We start from the raw sequence: 16,691 nt of genomic DNA, 5'->3' as shown, positions 1-16,691 counted from the left end.
CGCGGAGCGTCCCTTCTCCATCATGAATGCCAAGCCCAAGACCAGCGCCTCCGCATCGGCTTCAATCGCCTCATCCTCATCCTCTTCCTCGGCCTCATCGGGCAACACGCCGGCCGCCGCGGGCGGCTCCAGCGGCGAAGGCCGGCTGGAATGGCGCACCCTGCTGCATTGGTTGCAGGAAGATGGCTTGATCGACGAGGCCCAGGTGCTGCGCACCGAGGGCCGTTTCGCTGCGGGTGACAGCTCGCTGCATCCGCTGGTGCGCCTGGGCCACGGCGGCTTGACGCGCAGCAACACGGGCAAGCCGCTCGATGTGGATGCGCTGTCGGAGTGGCTGGCCGAGCGGGCCAAGCTGCCGTATTTGCGCATCGACCCGCTGAAGGTCGATGTGGGCCGGGTGTCGGATGTGATGTCGGTCGGCTATGCCGAGGCCAAGCGCTGTCTGCCGCTGCTGGTGGGCGTGACCGAGGTGACCATCGCCACCTCGGAGCCTTTTGACACCGGCTGGGTGGCACAGATTGAAGCCCATGTGCGCAAGCCCATCAAGCTGGTGGTGGCCAACCCGCTGGAGATTGCGCGCTACACGACCGAGTTCTTCACGCTGGCCCGCTCGGTGCGCGCCGCGGCCAAGGCGGGTGAGTCCAGCCAGGTTGCCAGCTTCGAGCAGCTGGTGGAGCTGGGCCGCAGCAACAAGCAGCTCGATGCCAACGACCAGGGTGTCGTGCAGGTGGTGGACTGGCTGTGGCAGTACGCCTTCGACCAGCGCGCCAGCGACATCCATCTGGAGCCGCGCCGCGAGATGGGCGTGATCCGTTTCCGCATCGACGGCGTGCTGCACACCGTCTACCAGCTGCCGCCCACGGTGATGAGCGCGATGACCTCGCGCATCAAGCTGCTCGGCCGCATGGATGTGGTGGAGCGCCGCCGGCCGCTGGATGGCCGCATCAAGACGCGCAATCCGGCGGGCGATGAGGTGGAAATGCGTCTGTCGACGCTACCCACTGCATTTGGCGAAAAGATGGTGATGCGGATCTTCGACCCCGACACCGCCGTCAAGGATTTGTCCATGCTGGGCTTCTCCAGCCATGACAGCGAGCGCTGGGAAAAGCTGGTGACCCAGGCCCACGGCATCATTCTGGTGACGGGCCCGACCGGCAGCGGCAAGACCACCACGCTGTACTCCACGCTCAAGCGCCTGGCGACCGACGAGGTCAATGTCTGCACCATCGAAGACCCGATCGAAATGATCGAGCCGGCCTTCAACCAGACCCAGGTGCAGACGGCCTTGGACTTCGGTTTCGCCGAGGGCCTGCGCGCCCTGATGCGCCAGGACCCGGACATCATCATGGTCGGCGAAATCCGCGACCTGGCCACGGCCGAGATGGCGATTCAGGCGGCGCTGACGGGCCACTTGGTTTTCAGCACCTTGCACACCAACGATGCCGCAGCGGCCATCACGCGGCTGACGGATTTGGGTGTACCGTCCTATCTGATCAGCGCCACGGTGATTGGCGTGCTGGCCCAGCGTCTGGTGCGTACCTTGTGCAACCACTGCAAGGTGCCCGATCCCAGCGTCACCCGCGACACCTTGAACGATATGCTCAAGCACTGGCGCATGAACGGCGGCGTCAAACCCTACAAGCCGGTCGGTTGCCTGGAGTGCCGCAACACCGGCTACCGCGGTCGTGCGGGCTTGTACGAGCTGTTGACGGTGGGCGAGACGGTCAAGTCGCATTTGCACCCCACACCCGACATCTCGGCCCTGCGCCGCCAGGCCATGCAGGAGGGCTTGCGGCCGCTGCGCCTGGCTGGCGCCATGAAGGTGGCCGAAGGTGTGACCACGCTGGAAGAGATCCTGCGCAGCACGCCGCAGTGGCAGACCTGAGGCGCAGGCCCAGCTCCAGCCCCAGCAGAGCCGTAATGGCGACCCGCTGCGATTACGTGTAAGCCACAAGCGCAGCGCTACAGGGGGCTCCCTAGAATCCCGCTTCATCGCAGCTAGAAGCAGAAAAAGGGATTCCCCATGAAGATCAAGAGTCAAAGAGACTTCTGGTCCGGGTTGATGTTTGTGCTGGTCGGGGTGGTGTTTGCCTGGGCCTCCACCGAGTACAACTTTGGCTCCTCCGCCCGGCCCGGCCCGGGCTACTTCCCCTTCGGCCTGGGGGTCTTGCTGGCCTTGCTGGGCGGCTTGGTGCTGTTCAAGGCCTTGACGCTGGAATCCGAAGGTGGCGACCCGATCGGCCCGGTGGCCTGGCGGCCCTTGCTGGTCATCACGGCTGCCATTGTGTTGTTTGGTCTGGCCTTGCCTCGCCTGGGTTTGCTGATGACCTTGCCCCTGGTGATCGTGCTGGCCGCTGCGGCCGGTGACGAATTCAGCTGGAAGGATGCGCTGCTCAGCACTGTGATTCTGACGGTGGGCAGCTGGGTCATCTTCGTCTGGGGCCTGAAGCTGGTGATTCCAGTCTGGCCCACCATCTTCGGCAACTGAGGACTCGCGCATGGACTTGCTGAACAATCTCGCGCTGGGTTTTCACACGGCGCTGACCCTACAGAACTTGCTTTATGCCTTTGGTGGCGCTTTGCTGGGCACCTTGATTGGCGTGCTCCCGGGCCTGGGCCCGGTGGCGACCATTGCCATGTTGCTGCCTTCGATCTACGCGCTGGACGCCACGCCTGCCTTGATCATGCTGGCCGGTATCTATTACGGTGCGCAATACGGTGGCTCGACCACGGCCATCCTGATCAATGTGCCGGGTGAATCGAGCTCGGTGGTGACTGCCATCGATGGCTACCAGATGGCTCGCCAGGGGCGCGCCGGTGCCGCATTGGCCGCCGCAGGCCTCGGTTCCTTCTTCGCGGGCTGTGTGGGCACGATCATCATCGCGGCCTTCGCGCCGCCGCTGACCGAGCTGGCCTTCAAGTTCGGCCCGGCTGAATACTTCTCACTGATGGTGCTGGGCTTGATCGGTGCCGTGGTCCTGGCTTCGGGTTCGCTGATCAAGGCGATTGCCATGATCTTGCTGGGCTTGTTGCTGGGCCAGATCAACACCGATGTGATCTCGGGCACGCCGCGTTTCTCCTTCGACATCCCCGAGCTGACCGATGGCCTGGGCTTTGTGGTCATCGCCATGGGCGTGTTCGGCTTCGGCGAGATCATTGCCAATCTGGGCAAGCCGGCGGAACACCGCGAGGTCTTCACCAAGGATGTGAAGGGCTTGTGGCCGACACGCCAGGACTTCGCTGATGCATGGCCGGCAGTGCTCCGTGGCACCACCTTGGGCTCCATCCTGGGTGTCTTGCCCGGTGGCGGCGCCTTGCTGGCCTCGTTCGCGGCCTACACCTTGGAGAAGAAGGTCGCTCGCAACCCGCGCGTGCCTTTCGGCAAGGGCGCGATTCAGGGTGTGGCTGGCCCCGAGTCGGCCAACAACGCCGGCGCGCAGACCAGCTTCATCCCCATGCTGACGCTTGGCATTCCGCCGAACGCAGTGATGGCCTTGATGGTGGGCGCCATGACCATCAAGGGCATCCAGCCGGGCCCGCAGGTCATGACCAGCAATCCGGAGCTGTTCTGGGGCCTGATCGCCTCGATGTGGGTTGGCAATCTGATGCTGATCGTGCTCAACCTGCCCCTGATCGGCATCTGGATCAAGCTGCTGACGGTGCCCTATCGCTTTCTGTTCCCGGCCATCGTCACCTTTTGCTGCATTGGCTCCTACACCCTGAACAACAACAACTTCGATGTGTTCGTGACGGCAGGCTTTGCTGTCGTGGGCTACATCTTCTACAAGTTGAGCTGCGAACCCGCACCCTTGCTGCTGGGCTTTATCCTCGGCCCCATGATGGAAGAGAACCTGCGCCGCGCCTTGCTGTTGTCGCGCGGTGACTGGGGCACGTTCATGACCCGCCCTCTGTCCGCCGGCCTGCTGATTGCCGCGCTGCTGATGGTGGTGGTGGTCATGCTGCCTTCCATCAAGAGCAAGCGGGAAGAGGCCTTCCAGGAAGACTGAGGAGAGCCAGTTGCGGGCCTGTGGCGCCTCGAATGAGGCGTCCAGCCGCTTCTGCCAGACACGGAAAGAGGGGGCCTTCGGCCCCTTCTTGCATTTCGGCGGTAGCAACACGGCTCTGTGTGGTCGTTCACCAGGGCGAGCCGCCGGGGGAGCGCGCGTCGTAAGTAGCTTGGCCGATGCTGGAGCTAGCTACCCCACATGCCGCCTGGGCCACGGCTGATCAGCGACCTTCATCGAGAAAATTGCAAAAATCTTTGCAAAGCCAAAAATTCCTGTGCTACAGTAGAGGGCTTCGCTGCACAGAAACACTTCTTCGGAAGTCAGCGAGTGGCTCGAAAGAGTTGTTTGAGTATCTGGGTGGCGAGGATCGAAGCTATTCGATGTGATTTGAGATTCAAAACAAATCTTGCAGAAATGCTTGACGAGTAGAAAGAAAATCAGTCATAATCTCGCTTCTGTGCTGTTGACGAGCTGCAAAGCAGTCGACGGACGCAAGACTCGATGCGAGTCGGTCTTGTCAAGATGAGCTTGGCTCTCTTGGTTCTTTAAAAATTAACAGCCGATAAGCGTGGGCGTTTGAAGGTGAGTTTTGATGCTCGGTGACGAGTATCAAGTCTCTTAGACTTTAAACGCTCACGGAAATTAGATGGAATCATGTAAATGGTTTTGTCGATTCCGTTGAGTAAATCAAGATCGAACTGTAGAGTTTGATCCTGGCTCAGATTGAACGCTGGCGGCATGCCTTACACATGCAAGTCGAACGGTAACAGGTTAAGCTGACGAGTGGCGAACGGGTGAGTAATGTATCGGAACGTGCCCAGTCGTGGGGGATAACTACTCGAAAGAGTGGCTAATACCGCATACGACCTGAGGGTGAAAGCGGGGGACCGTAAGGCCTCGCGCGATTGGAGCGGCCGATATCAGATTAGCTAGTTGGTGGGGTAAAAGCCCACCAAGGCGACGATCTGTAGCTGGTCTGAGAGGACGACCAGCCACACTGGGACTGAGACACGGCCCAGACTCCTACGGGAGGCAGCAGTGGGGAATTTTGGACAATGGACGCAAGTCTGATCCAGCCATGCCGCGTGCGGGAAGAAGGCCTTCGGGTTGTAAACCGCTTTTGTCAGGGAAGAAACGAGTTTCTCTAATACAGAGACTTAATGACGGTACCTGAAGAATAAGCACCGGCTAACTACGTGCCAGCAGCCGCGGTAATACGTAGGGTGCAAGCGTTAATCGGAATTACTGGGCGTAAAGCGTGCGCAGGCGGTTATGCAAGACAGAGGTGAAATCCCCGGGCTCAACCTGGGAACTGCCTTTGTGACTGCATAGCTAGAGTACGGCAGAGGGGGATGGAATTCCGCGTGTAGCAGTGAAATGCGTAGATATGCGGAGGAACACCGATGGCGAAGGCAATCCCCTGGGCCTGTACTGACGCTCATGCACGAAAGCGTGGGGAGCAAACAGGATTAGATACCCTGGTAGTCCACGCCCTAAACGATGTCAACTGGTTGTTGGGAGGGTTTCTTCTCAGTAACGTAGCTAACGCGTGAAGTTGACCGCCTGGGGAGTACGGCCGCAAGGTTGAAACTCAAAGGAATTGACGGGGACCCGCACAAGCGGTGGATGATGTGGTTTAATTCGATGCAACGCGAAAAACCTTACCTACCCTTGACATGCCAGGAATCCTGCAGAGATGTGGGAGTGCTCGAAAGAGAACCTGGACACAGGTGCTGCATGGCCGTCGTCAGCTCGTGTCGTGAGATGTTGGGTTAAGTCCCGCAACGAGCGCAACCCTTGTCATTAGTTGCTACGAAAGGGCACTCTAATGAGACTGCCGGTGACAAACCGGAGGAAGGTGGGGATGACGTCAGGTCATCATGGCCCTTATGGGTAGGGCTACACACGTCATACAATGGCCGGTACAGAGGGCTGCCAACCCGCGAGGGGGAGCTAATCCCAGAAAACCGGTCGTAGTCCGGATCGTAGTCTGCAACTCGACTGCGTGAAGTCGGAATCGCTAGTAATCGCGGATCAGCTTGCCGCGGTGAATACGTTCCCGGGTCTTGTACACACCGCCCGTCACACCATGGGAGCGGGTTCTGCCAGAAGTAGTTAGCCTAACCGCAAGGGGGGCGATTACCACGGCAGGGTTCGTGACTGGGGTGAAGTCGTAACAAGGTAGCCGTATCGGAAGGTGCGGCTGGATCACCTCCTTTCTAGAAAATGGTCGAGCAGTTGTTTGCTGCGTGCAGCAGATGACCAGCGAGATCCACATGACTCATTTTTAAGCGCCCACACTTATCGGCTGTGAATACAACATCAGAGTAATAGCGTGAGCCTGCCGAGCTGGCCTCAACAGGCGAGCGTTACTGAGAGGCAGTGCACGCAAGAAACGCGTGGGTCTGTAGCTCAGTCGGTTAGAGCACCGTCTTGATAAGGCGGGGGTCGCTGGTTCGAATCCAGCCAGACCCACCACGGATTTGAAGAGATCCCGGGGGATTAGCTCAGCTGGGAGAGCACCTGCTTTGCAAGCAGGGGGTCGTCGGTTCGATCCCGTCATCCTCCACCAATTTACTCTGAAGGCATGGTTGACAAACCAAAGCATCCGTTGCGCGAAGGCGTGAGCGGTTGTTCTGGTTTGTCAGTCATAAGGCTCGAAAGAGTCGGCTGTTGTTCTTTAACAATTTGTAGAGTCGAATCAGCGCTGCTAGCGGAAAGCGCCATCTCGTAAAGGGGGTGAGCGTACCGTGCCGCTAGTAGCTTTTGATTGCGTCAAACACAAGACTTCAACTGAGCAAGAAATTGTTTAGATATGAAGAACGGCGTAACGCGTGAATACTCAATAAACGTATGGAGCTGAGAGGCTCTGTACGAGTCCTTGACGACAGTGCAGTCAGCGCTGTCAAAGTTATAGGGTCAAGTGACTAAGTGCATGTGGTGGATGCCTTGGCGATTACAGGCGACGAAGGACGTGATAGCCTGCGATAAGCTTCGGGGAGCTGGCAAATTAGCTTTGATCCGGAGATTTCCGAATGGGGAAACCCACCCCGCGAGGGGTAACTCTGACTGAATACATAGGTCATTGTGGCGAACCGGGTGAACTGAAACATCTCAGTAGCTCGAGGAAAAGACATCAACCGAGATTCCGAAAGTAGCGGCGAGCGAAATTGGAGTAGCCTTTACGTTTTAGCATCGTGTATATCAGAACGGAATGGAAAGTCCGGCCATAGCGGGTGATAGCCCCGTATGAGAATGCTGCGGTGTGGAACTAAGCGTAAGACAAGTAGGGCGGGACACGAGAAATCCTGTCTGAATATGGGGGGACCATCCTCCAAGGCTAAATACTCGTAATCGACCGATAGTGAACTAGTACCGTGAGGGAAAGGCGAAAAGAACCCCGGGAGGGGAGTGAAATAGATCCTGAAACCGCATGCATACAAAAAGTAGGAGCCCGCAAGGGTGACTGCGTACCTTTTGTATAATGGGTCAGCGACTTACATTCAGTGGCGAGGTTAACCGAATAGGGAAGCCGTAGAGAAATCGAGTCCGAATAGGGCGAATTAGTCGCTGGGTGTAGACCCGAAACCAAGTGATCTATCCATGGCCAGGATGAAGGTACCGTAACAGGTGCTGGAGGTCCGAACCGACTAATGTTGCAAAATTAGCGGATGAGCTGTGGATAGGGGTGAAAGGCTAAACAAACTTGGAAATAGCTGGTTCTCTCCGAAAACTATTTAGGTAGTGCCTCAAGTATTACCATCGGGGGTAGAGCACTGTTATGGCTAGGGGGTCATGGCGACTTACCAAACCATTGCAAACTCCGAATACCGATGAGTACAGCTTGGGAGACAGAGCACCGGGTGCTAACGTCCGGACTCAAGAGGGAAACAACCCAGACCGCCAGCTAAGGTCCCCAAAATTGGCTAAGTGGGAAACGAAGTGGGAAGGCTAAAACAGTCAGGATGTTGGCTTAGAAGCAGCCATCATTTAAAGAAAGCGTAATAGCTCACTGATCGAGTCGTCCTGCGCGGAAGATGTAACGGGGCTAAGCCAGTTACCGAAGCTGCGGATGTGCAATTTATTGCACGTGGTAGGAGAGCGTTCTGTAAGCCTGTGAAGGTGGGTTGTGAAGCCTGCTGGAGGTATCAGAAGTGCGAATGCTGACATGAGTAGCGTTAAAGGGGGTGAAAAGCCCCCTCGCCGAAAGCGCAAGGTTTCCTACGCAACGTTCATCGGCGTAGGGTGAGTCGGCCCCTAAGGCGAGGCAGAGATGCGTAGCTGATGGGAAACAGGTAAATATTCCTGTACCGATCAATAGTGCGATGTGGGGACGGAGAAGGTTAGCTCAGCCAACTGTTGGAATAGTTGGTTCAAGCGTGTAGTCGTGCTCTTTAGGCAAATCCGGAGAGCTTAGATGAGGCGTGATAACGAGTCTGCTTGCAGACGAAGTGAGTGATACCCTGCTTCCAGGAAAAGCCACTAAGCTTCAGCTATTGACGACCGTACCGCAAACCGACACTGGTGCGCGAGATGAGTATTCTAAGGCGCTTGAGAGAACTCTGGAGAAGGAACTCGGCAAATTGACACCGTAACTTCGGAAGAAGGTGTGCCTCTAGTATGTGTAGAGATTTACTCTCGAAGCAGAATGGGGCCGCAGAGAATCGGTGGCTGCAACTGTTTATTAAAAACACAGCACTCTGCAAAGACGAAAGTCGACGTATAGGGTGTGACTCCTGCCCGGTGCTGGAAGATTAAATGATGGGGTGCAAGCTCTTGACTGAAGTCCCAGTAAACGGCGGCCGTAACTATAACGGTCCTAAGGTAGCGAAATTCCTTGTCGGGTAAGTTCCGACCTGCACGAATGGAGTAATGATGGCCACACTGTCTCCTCCAGAGACTCAGCGAAGTTGAAATGTTTGTGATGATGCAATCTCCCCGCGGAAAGACGGAAAGACCCCATGAACCTTTACTGTAGCTTTACATTGGACTTTGAACAGATCTGTGTAGGATAGGTGGGAGGCTTTGAAGTGAGGACGCTAGTTCTCATGGAGCCAACGTTGAAATACCACCCTGGTGTGTTTGAGGTTCTAACCTTGGTCCCTTATCGGGATTGGGGACAGTGTATGGTGGGCAGTTTGACTGGGGCGGTCTCCTCCCAAAGTGTAACGGAGGAGTTCGAAGGTACGCTAAATACGGTCGGAAATCGTGTTGATAGTGCATTGGCATAAGCGTGCTTGACTGCGAGACTGACAAGTCGAGCAGGTACGAAAGTAGGACAAAGTGATCCGGTGGTTCTGTATGGAAGGGCCATCGCTCAACGGATAAAAGGTACTCTGGGGATAACAGGCTGATACCGCCCAAGAGTTCATATCGACGGCGGTGTTTGGCACCTCGATGTCGGCTCATCTCATCCTGGGGCTGTAGCCGGTCCCAAGGGTATGGCTGTTCGCCATTTAAAGAGGTACGTGAGCTGGGTTTAAAACGTCGTGAGACAGTTTGGTCCCTATCTTCCGTGGGCGCTGCAAGATTGAGAGAGCCTGCTCCTAGTACGAGAGGACCGGAGTGGACGCACCTCTGGTGTATCGGTTGTCACGCCAGTGGCATCGCCGAGTAGCTAAGTGCGGAAGAGATAACCGCTGAAAGCATCTAAGCGGGAAACTCGTCTCAAGATGAGTCTTGCCGGGGCCTTGAGCCCCCTGAAGGGTCGTTCGAGACCAGGACGTTGATAGGCTGGGTGTGGAAGCGCAGTAATGCGTTAAGCTAACCAGTACTAATTGCCCGTGAGGCTTGACCCTATAACTTTGACAGTTCAGGCGATGGAAACATCAGCCGGTCTGATCAAGGATTATTGAGGACACAAGTTATACCGTTCTTCAGAAGTCAGATCATTCAACGAAATGATCCAACGTGTGAACGCAATCAAAACCAGCTGATTCGAAGTGCAATACATGACAAACTCATGTATACTGCGCAGCTCTACAAATTGGGCCTGTTGAAAATCTCTGACGAGACTTCAGCAAGCCAACCAGTTAAGCCTGATGACCATAGCGAGGCGGTCCCACTCCTTCCCATCCCGAACAGGACAGTGAAATGCCTCAGCGCCGATGATAGTGCGGGTTCCCGTGTGAAAGTAGGTCATCGTCAGGCTAATATCTATGCAAAACGCCCGGTCACATGGCCGGGCGTTTCTGTCTCTGAGTGTGGGTCTGCTAAGGCAGGTCGGGCACTCGGTCCCTAGATGCAAGCGAAGTCTGCCTGGTGTGTGGCAGCGTTTGCATCTGTGGATCCCGCCAGGCTAGGCCTGATGGTAAGCAGAGCAGAAGTTGCAGGCTGATGAAAATCGCATGCAATAGGTGTTGACGATAGTAAAAACATCAGTCATAATCTCGCTTCTGTGCTGTTGACGAGCTGCAAAGCAGTCGACGGACGCAAGACTCGATGCGAGTCGGTCTTGTCAAGATGAGCTTGGCTCTCTTGGTTCTTTAAAAATTAACAGCCGATAAGCGTGGGCGTTTGAAGGTGAGTTTTGATGCTCGGTGACGAGTATCAAGTCTCTTAGACTTTAAACGCTCACGGAAATTAGATGGAATCATGTAAATGGTTTTGTCGATTCCGTTGAGTAAATCAAGATCGAACTGTAGAGTTTGATCCTGGCTCAGATTGAACGCTGGCGGCATGCCTTACACATGCAAGTCGAACGGTAACAGGTTAAGCTGACGAGTGGCGAACGGGTGAGTAATGTATCGGAACGTGCCCAGTCGTGGGGGATAACTACTCGAAAGAGTGGCTAATACCGCATACGACCTGAGGGTGAAAGCGGGGGACCGTAAGGCCTCGCGCGATTGGAGCGGCCGATATCAGATTAGCTAGTTGGTGGGGTAAAAGCCCACCAAGGCGACGATCTGTAGCTGGTCTGAGAGGACGACCAGCCACACTGGGACTGAGACACGGCCCAGACTCCTACGGGAGGCAGCAGTGGGGAATTTTGGACAATGGACGCAAGTCTGATCCAGCCATGCCGCGTGCGGGAAGAAGGCCTTCGGGTTGTAAACCGCTTTTGTCAGGGAAGAAACGAGTTTCTCTAATACAGAGACTTAATGACGGTACCTGAAGAATAAGCACCGGCTAACTACGTGCCAGCAGCCGCGGTAATACGTAGGGTGCAAGCGTTAATCGGAATTACTGGGCGTAAAGCGTGCGCAGGCGGTTATGCAAGACAGAGGTGAAATCCCCGGGCTCAACCTGGGAACTGCCTTTGTGACTGCATAGCTAGAGTACGGCAGAGGGGGATGGAATTCCGCGTGTAGCAGTGAAATGCGTAGATATGCGGAGGAACACCGATGGCGAAGGCAATCCCCTGGGCCTGTACTGACGCTCATGCACGAAAGCGTGGGGAGCAAACAGGATTAGATACCCTGGTAGTCCACGCCCTAAACGATGTCAACTGGTTGTTGGGAGGGTTTCTTCTCAGTAACGTAGCTAACGCGTGAAGTTGACCGCCTGGGGAGTACGGCCGCAAGGTTGAAACTCAAAGGAATTGACGGGGACCCGCACAAGCGGTGGATGATGTGGTTTAATTCGATGCAACGCGAAAAACCTTACCTACCCTTGACATGCCAGGAATCCTGCAGAGATGTGGGAGTGCTCGAAAGAGAACCTGGACACAGGTGCTGCATGGCCGTCGTCAGCTCGTGTCGTGAGATGTTGGGTTAAGTCCCGCAACGAGCGCAACCCTTGTCATTAGTTGCTACGAAAGGGCACTCTAATGAGACTGCCGGTGACAAACCGGAGGAAGGTGGGGATGACGTCAGGTCATCATGGCCCTTATGGGTAGGGCTACACACGTCATACAATGGCCGGTACAGAGGGCTGCCAACCCGCGAGGGGGAGCTAATCCCAGAAAACCGGTCGTAGTCCGGATCGTAGTCTGCAACTCGACTGCGTGAAGTCGGAATCGCTAGTAATCGCGGATCAGCTTGCCGCGGTGAATACGTTCCCGGGTCTTGTACACACCGCCCGTCACACCATGGGAGCGGGTTCTGCCAGAAGTAGTTAGCCTAACCGCAAGGGGGGCGATTACCACGGCAGGGTTCGTGACTGGGGTGAAGTCGTAACAAGGTAGCCGTATCGGAAGGTGCGGCTGGATCACCTCCTTTCTAGAAAATGGTCGAGCAGTTGTTTGCTGCGTGCAGCAGATGACCAGCGAGATCCACATGACTCATTTTTAAGCGCCCACACTTATCGGCTGTGAATACAACATCAGAGTAATAGCGTGAGCCTGCCGAGCTGGCCTCAACAGGCGAGCGTTACTGAGAGGCAGTGCACGCAAGAAACGCGTGGGTCTGTAGCTCAGTCGGTTAGAGCACCGTCTTGATAAGGCGGGGGTCGCTGGTTCGAATCCAGCCAGACCCACCACGGATTTGAAGAGATCCCGGGGGATTAGCTCAGCTGGGAGAGCACCTGCTTTGCAAGCAGGGGGTCGTCGGTTCGATCCCGTCATCCTCCACCAATTTACTCTGAAGGCATGGTTGACAAACCAAAGCATCCGTTGCGCGAAGGCGTGAGCGGTTGTTCTGGTTTGTCAGTCATAAGGCTCGAAAGAGTCGGCTGTTGTTCTTTAACAATTTGTAGAGTCGAATCAGCGCTGCTAGCGGAAAGCGCCATCTCGTAAAGGGGGTGAGCGTACCGTGCCGCTAGTAGCTTTTGATTGCGTCAAACACAAGACTTCAACTGAGCAAGAAATTGTTTAGATATGAAGAACGGCGTAACGCGTGAATACTCAATAAACGTATGGAGCTGAGAGGCTCTGTACGAGTCCTTGACGACAGTGCAGTCAGCGCTGTCAAAGTTATAGGGTCAAGTGACTAAGTGCATGTGGTGGATGCCTTGGCGATTACAGGCGACGAAGGACGTGATAGCCTGCGATAAGCTTCGGGGAGCTGGCAAATTAGCTTTGATCCGGAGATTTCCGAATGGGGAAACCCACCCCGCGAGGGGTAACTCTGACTGAATACATAGGTCATTGTGGCGAACCGGGTGAACTGAAACATCTCAGTAGCTCGAGGAAAAGACATCAACCGAGATTCCGAAAGTAGCGGCGAGCGAAATTGGAGTAGCCTTTACGTTTTAGCATCGTGTATATCAGAACGGAATGGAAAGTCCGGCCATAGCGGGTGATAGCCCCGTATGAGAAATGCTGCGGTGTGGAACTAAGCGTAAGACAAGTAGGGCGGGACACGAGAAATCCTGTCTGAATATGGGGGGACCATCCTCCAAGGCTAAATACTCGTAATCGACCGATAGTGAACTAGTACCGTGAGGGAAAGGCGAAAAGAACCCCGGGAGGGGAGTGAAATAGATCCTGAAACCGCATGCATACAAAAAGTAGGAGCCCGCAAGGGTGACTGCGTACCTTTTGTATAATGGGTCAGCGACTTACATTCAGTGGCGAGGTTAACCGAATAGGGAAGCCGTAGAGAAATCGAGTCCGAATAGGGCGAATTAGTCGCTGGGTGTAGACCCGAAACCAAGTGATCTATCCATGGCCAGGATGAAGGTACCGTAACAGGTGCTGGAGGTCCGAACCGACTAATGTTGCAAAATTAGCGGATGAGCTGTGGATAGGGGTGAAAGGCTAAACAAACTTGGAAATAGCTGGTTCTCTCCGAAAACTATTTAGGTAGTGCCTCAAGTATTACCATCGGGGGTAGAGCACTGTTATGGCTAGGGGGTCATGGCGACTTACCAAACCATTGCAAACTCCGAATACCGATGAGTACAGCTTGGGAGACAGAGCACCGGGTGCTAACGTCCGGACTCAAGAGGGAAACAACCCAGACCGCCAGCTAAGGTCCCCAAAATTGGCTAAGTGGGAAACGAAGTGGGAAGGCTAAAACAGTCAGGATGTTGGCTTAGAAGCAGCCATCATTTAAAGAAAGCGTAATAGCTCACTGATCGAGTCGTCCTGCGCGGAAGATGTAACGGGGCTAAGCCAGTTACCGAAGCTGCGGATGTGCAATTTATTGCACGTGGTAGGAGAGCGTTCTGTAAGCCTGTGAAGGTGGGTTGTGAAGCCTGCTGGAGGTATCAGAAGTGCGAATGCTGACATGAGTAGCGTTAAAGGGGTGAAAAGCCCCCTCGCCGAAAGCGCAAGGTTTCCTACGCAACGTTCATCGGCGTAGGGTGAGTCGGCCCCTAAGGCGAGGCAGAGATGCGTAGCTGATGGGAAACAGGTAAATATTCCTGTACCGATCAATAGTGCGATGTGGGGACGGAGAAGGTTAGCTCAGCCAACTGTTGGAATAGTTGGTTCAAGCGTGTAGTCGTGCTCTTTAGGCAAATCCGGAGAGCTTAGATGAGGCGTGATAACGAGTCTGCTTGCAGACGAAGTGAGTGATACCCTGCTTCCAGGAAAAGCCACTAAGCTTCAGCTATTGACGACCGTACCGCAAACCGACACTGGTGCGCGAGATGAGTATTCTAAGGCGCTTGAGAGAACTCTGGAGAAGGAACTCGGCAAATTGACACCGTAACTTCGGAAGAAGGTGTGCCTCTAGTATGTGTAGAGATTTACTCTCGAAGCAGAATGGGGCCGCAGAGAATCGGTGGCTGCAACTGTTTATTAAAAACACAGCACTCTGCAAAGACGAAAGTCGACGTATAGGGTGTGACTCCTGCCCGGTGCTGGAAGATTAAATGATGGGGTGCAAGCTCTTGACTGAAGTCCCAGTAAACGGCGGCCGTAACTATAACGGTCCTAAGGTAGCGAAATTCCTTGTCGGGTAAGTTCCGACCTGCACGAATGGAGTAATGATGGCCACACTGTCTCCTCCAGAGACTCAGCGAAGTTGAAATGTTTGTGATGATGCAATCTCCCCGCGGAAAGACGGAAAGACCCCATGAACCTTTACTGTAGCTTTACATTGGACTTTGAACAGATCTGTGTAGGATAGGTGGGAGGCTTTGAAGTGAGGACGCTAGTTCTCATGGAGCCAACGTTGAAATACCACCCTGGTGTGTTTGAGGTTCTAACCTTGGTCCCTTATCGGGATTGGGGACAGTGTATGGTGGGCAGTTTGACTGGGGCGGTCTCCTCCCAAAGTGTAACGGAGGAGTTCGAAGGTACGCTAAATACGGTCGGAAATCGTGTTGATAGTGCATTGGCATAAGCGTGCTTGACTGCGAGACTGACAAGTCGAGCAGGTACGAAAGTAGGACAAAGTGATCCGGTGGTTCTGTATGGAAGGGCCATCGCTCAACGGATAAAAGGTACTCTGGGGATAACAGGCTGATACCGCCCAAGAGTTCATATCGACGGCGGTGTTTGGCACCTCGATGTCGGCTCATCTCATCCTGGGGCTGTAGCCGGTCCCAAGGGTATGGCTGTTCGCCATTTAAAGAGGTACGTGAGCTGGGTTTAAAACGTCGTGAGACAGTTTGGTCCCTATCTTCCGTGGGCGCTGCAAGATTGAGAGAGCCTGCTCCTAGTACGAGAGGACCGGAGTGGACGCACCTCTGGTGTATCGGTTGTCACGCCAGTGGCATCGCCGAGTAGCTAAGTGCGGAAGAGATAACCGCTGAAAGCATCTAAGCGGGAAACTCGTCTCAAGATGAGTCTTGCCGGGGCCTTGAGCCCCCTGAAGGGTCGTTCGAGACCAGGACGTTGATAGGCTGGGTGTGGAAGCGCAGTAATGCGTTAAGCTAACCAGTACTAATTGCCCGTGAGGCTTGACCCTATAACTTTGACAGTTCAGGCGATGGAAACATCAGCCGATCTGATCAAGGATTATTGAGGACACAAGTTATACCGTTCTTCAGAAGTCAGATCATTCAACGAAATGATCCAACGTGTGAACGCAATCAAAACCAGCTGATTCGAAGTGCAATACATGACAAGCTCATGTATACTGCGCAGCTCTACAAATTGGGCCTGTTGAAAATCTCTGACGAGACTTCAGCAAGCCAACCAGTTAAGCCTGATGACCATAGCGAGGCGGTCCCACTCCTTCCCATCCCGAACAGGACAGTGAAATGCCTCAGCGCCGATGATAGTGCGGGTTCCCGTGTGAAAGTAGGTCATCGTCAGGCTAATATCTATGCAACGCCCCCGGTTCGAAAGAATCGGGGGCGTTTTTGCTTTATAGGTCGCAAATCCTTGTGGCGATGAAAATTTTGCCTTGGATCGGCCAGGCACCTTGCGCCGTGCCTTGATTCAATATGAAGCGAAGGCATAGCGGGAAGATTGTTTTGGCGCGCTCTTCCTCAGGCGCTATCAACACCTAAGCTCGCCCCCATGCGTTCGATACGTCGACGCAAAAAATCTTCGGCGAGGCCGGGTTCCGGTTGTAGGCGTTGGCCGATATAAAGCTCCTGGCGACGTTCTGCAATTTGGCTTCGCAGGCGTTGGACCATCACATGGAATGGGTCCAGCCCCAATTTTTCGGCCCGACTGATGGCCTGCCAGAGTTGGTGCATGGGGTGGGCTTCGAGCGCAACACGGTGGGCTTGAACCACGCGGAGGCTTCGTTCACCAGCATCATGGCTTGCTCGCGGCGCTGACGCTCGTTCTCGTTGTCGGCGAAATCAGGATGCAGACGCATGGCTGCGCGCCGATACAAAGCGCAAAGCTTCGGCCAAGTATTGGGTGGCCGTGTGTAACTGCGATTCCAGAGCATCCAATTC

4 protein-coding genes, 4 tRNA genes and 6 rRNA genes are annotated in these 16,691 nt (G+C 55.0%); 13 read left to right on the top strand and 1 reads right to left on the bottom strand.

Going from position 1 to position 16,691, the window contains the following annotated elements; genetic code table 11:
• Window positions 1–22 precede the first annotated feature (22 nt).
• From OOB33_RS21070 to rrf (OOB33_RS21010), 13 genes are all read left to right on the top strand, one after another.
• Window positions 23–1,885 carry a GspE/PulE family protein gene (locus OOB33_RS21070; RefSeq protein ID WP_271010098.1) on the top strand — a complete coding sequence of 621 codons (1,863 nt, stop codon included), beginning with the start codon at window positions 23–25 and terminating at the stop codon, window positions 1,883–1,885.
• A gap of 138 nt (window positions 1,886–2,023) precedes the next feature.
• A complete protein-coding gene (locus OOB33_RS21065) occupies window positions 2,024–2,488 on the top strand; it encodes a tripartite tricarboxylate transporter TctB family protein (protein ID WP_102766554.1) in 465 nt (154 codons plus the stop codon).
• Window positions 2,489–2,498: 10 nt separating this feature from the next.
• The gene (locus tag OOB33_RS21060; protein WP_102766555.1) at window positions 2,499–4,007 is read left to right on the top strand and encodes a tripartite tricarboxylate transporter permease; all 1,509 of its coding nucleotides are present in this window, start codon (window positions 2,499–2,501) and stop codon (window positions 4,005–4,007) included.
• 695 nt (window positions 4,008–4,702) lie between these two features.
• Window positions 4,703–6,226 (top strand): 16S ribosomal RNA (locus tag OOB33_RS21055).
• A gap of 182 nt (window positions 6,227–6,408) precedes the next feature.
• A tRNA-Ile gene (locus OOB33_RS21050) sits at window positions 6,409–6,485 on the top strand.
• A gap of 18 nt (window positions 6,486–6,503) precedes the next feature.
• Window positions 6,504–6,579: transfer RNA gene (locus tag OOB33_RS21045), tRNA-Ala, on the top strand.
• 345 nt (window positions 6,580–6,924) lie between these two features.
• Window positions 6,925–9,805, top strand: a 23S ribosomal RNA gene (locus OOB33_RS21040).
• Between the two features lie 239 nt (window positions 9,806–10,044).
• Window positions 10,045–10,157 (top strand): 5S ribosomal RNA (rrf, locus tag OOB33_RS21035).
• A 485-nt stretch (window positions 10,158–10,642) separates the two neighbouring features.
• A 16S ribosomal RNA gene (locus OOB33_RS21030) occupies window positions 10,643–12,166 on the top strand.
• Window positions 12,167–12,348: 182 nt separating this feature from the next.
• Window positions 12,349–12,425, top strand: a tRNA-Ile gene (locus OOB33_RS21025).
• Window positions 12,426–12,443: 18 nt separating this feature from the next.
• A tRNA-Ala gene (locus OOB33_RS21020) sits at window positions 12,444–12,519 on the top strand.
• 345 nt (window positions 12,520–12,864) lie between these two features.
• Window positions 12,865–15,745, top strand: a 23S ribosomal RNA gene (locus OOB33_RS21015).
• 239 nt (window positions 15,746–15,984) lie between these two features.
• Window positions 15,985–16,097, top strand: a 5S ribosomal RNA gene (rrf, locus tag OOB33_RS21010).
• The 16S, 23S and 5S rRNA genes sit together here with 4 tRNA genes alongside, the layout of an rRNA operon.
• A gap of 174 nt (window positions 16,098–16,271) precedes the next feature.
• On the opposite strand, the gene OOB33_RS21005 is transcribed toward rrf (OOB33_RS21010), so the two are convergent.
• The gene (locus OOB33_RS21005) at window positions 16,272–16,484 is read right to left on the bottom strand and encodes a hypothetical protein (protein ID WP_271010097.1); all 213 of its coding nucleotides are present in this window, start codon (window positions 16,482–16,484) and stop codon (window positions 16,272–16,274) included.
• Window positions 16,485–16,691 lie beyond the last annotated feature (207 nt).

It is taken from the genome of Paucibacter sp. B51 (genome assembly GCF_027863535.1).
Classification (GTDB): domain Bacteria; phylum Pseudomonadota; class Gammaproteobacteria; order Burkholderiales; family Burkholderiaceae_C; genus Paucibacter_A; species Paucibacter_A aquatilis.
This window is presented reverse-complemented; position numbering and strand designations above follow the sequence as displayed.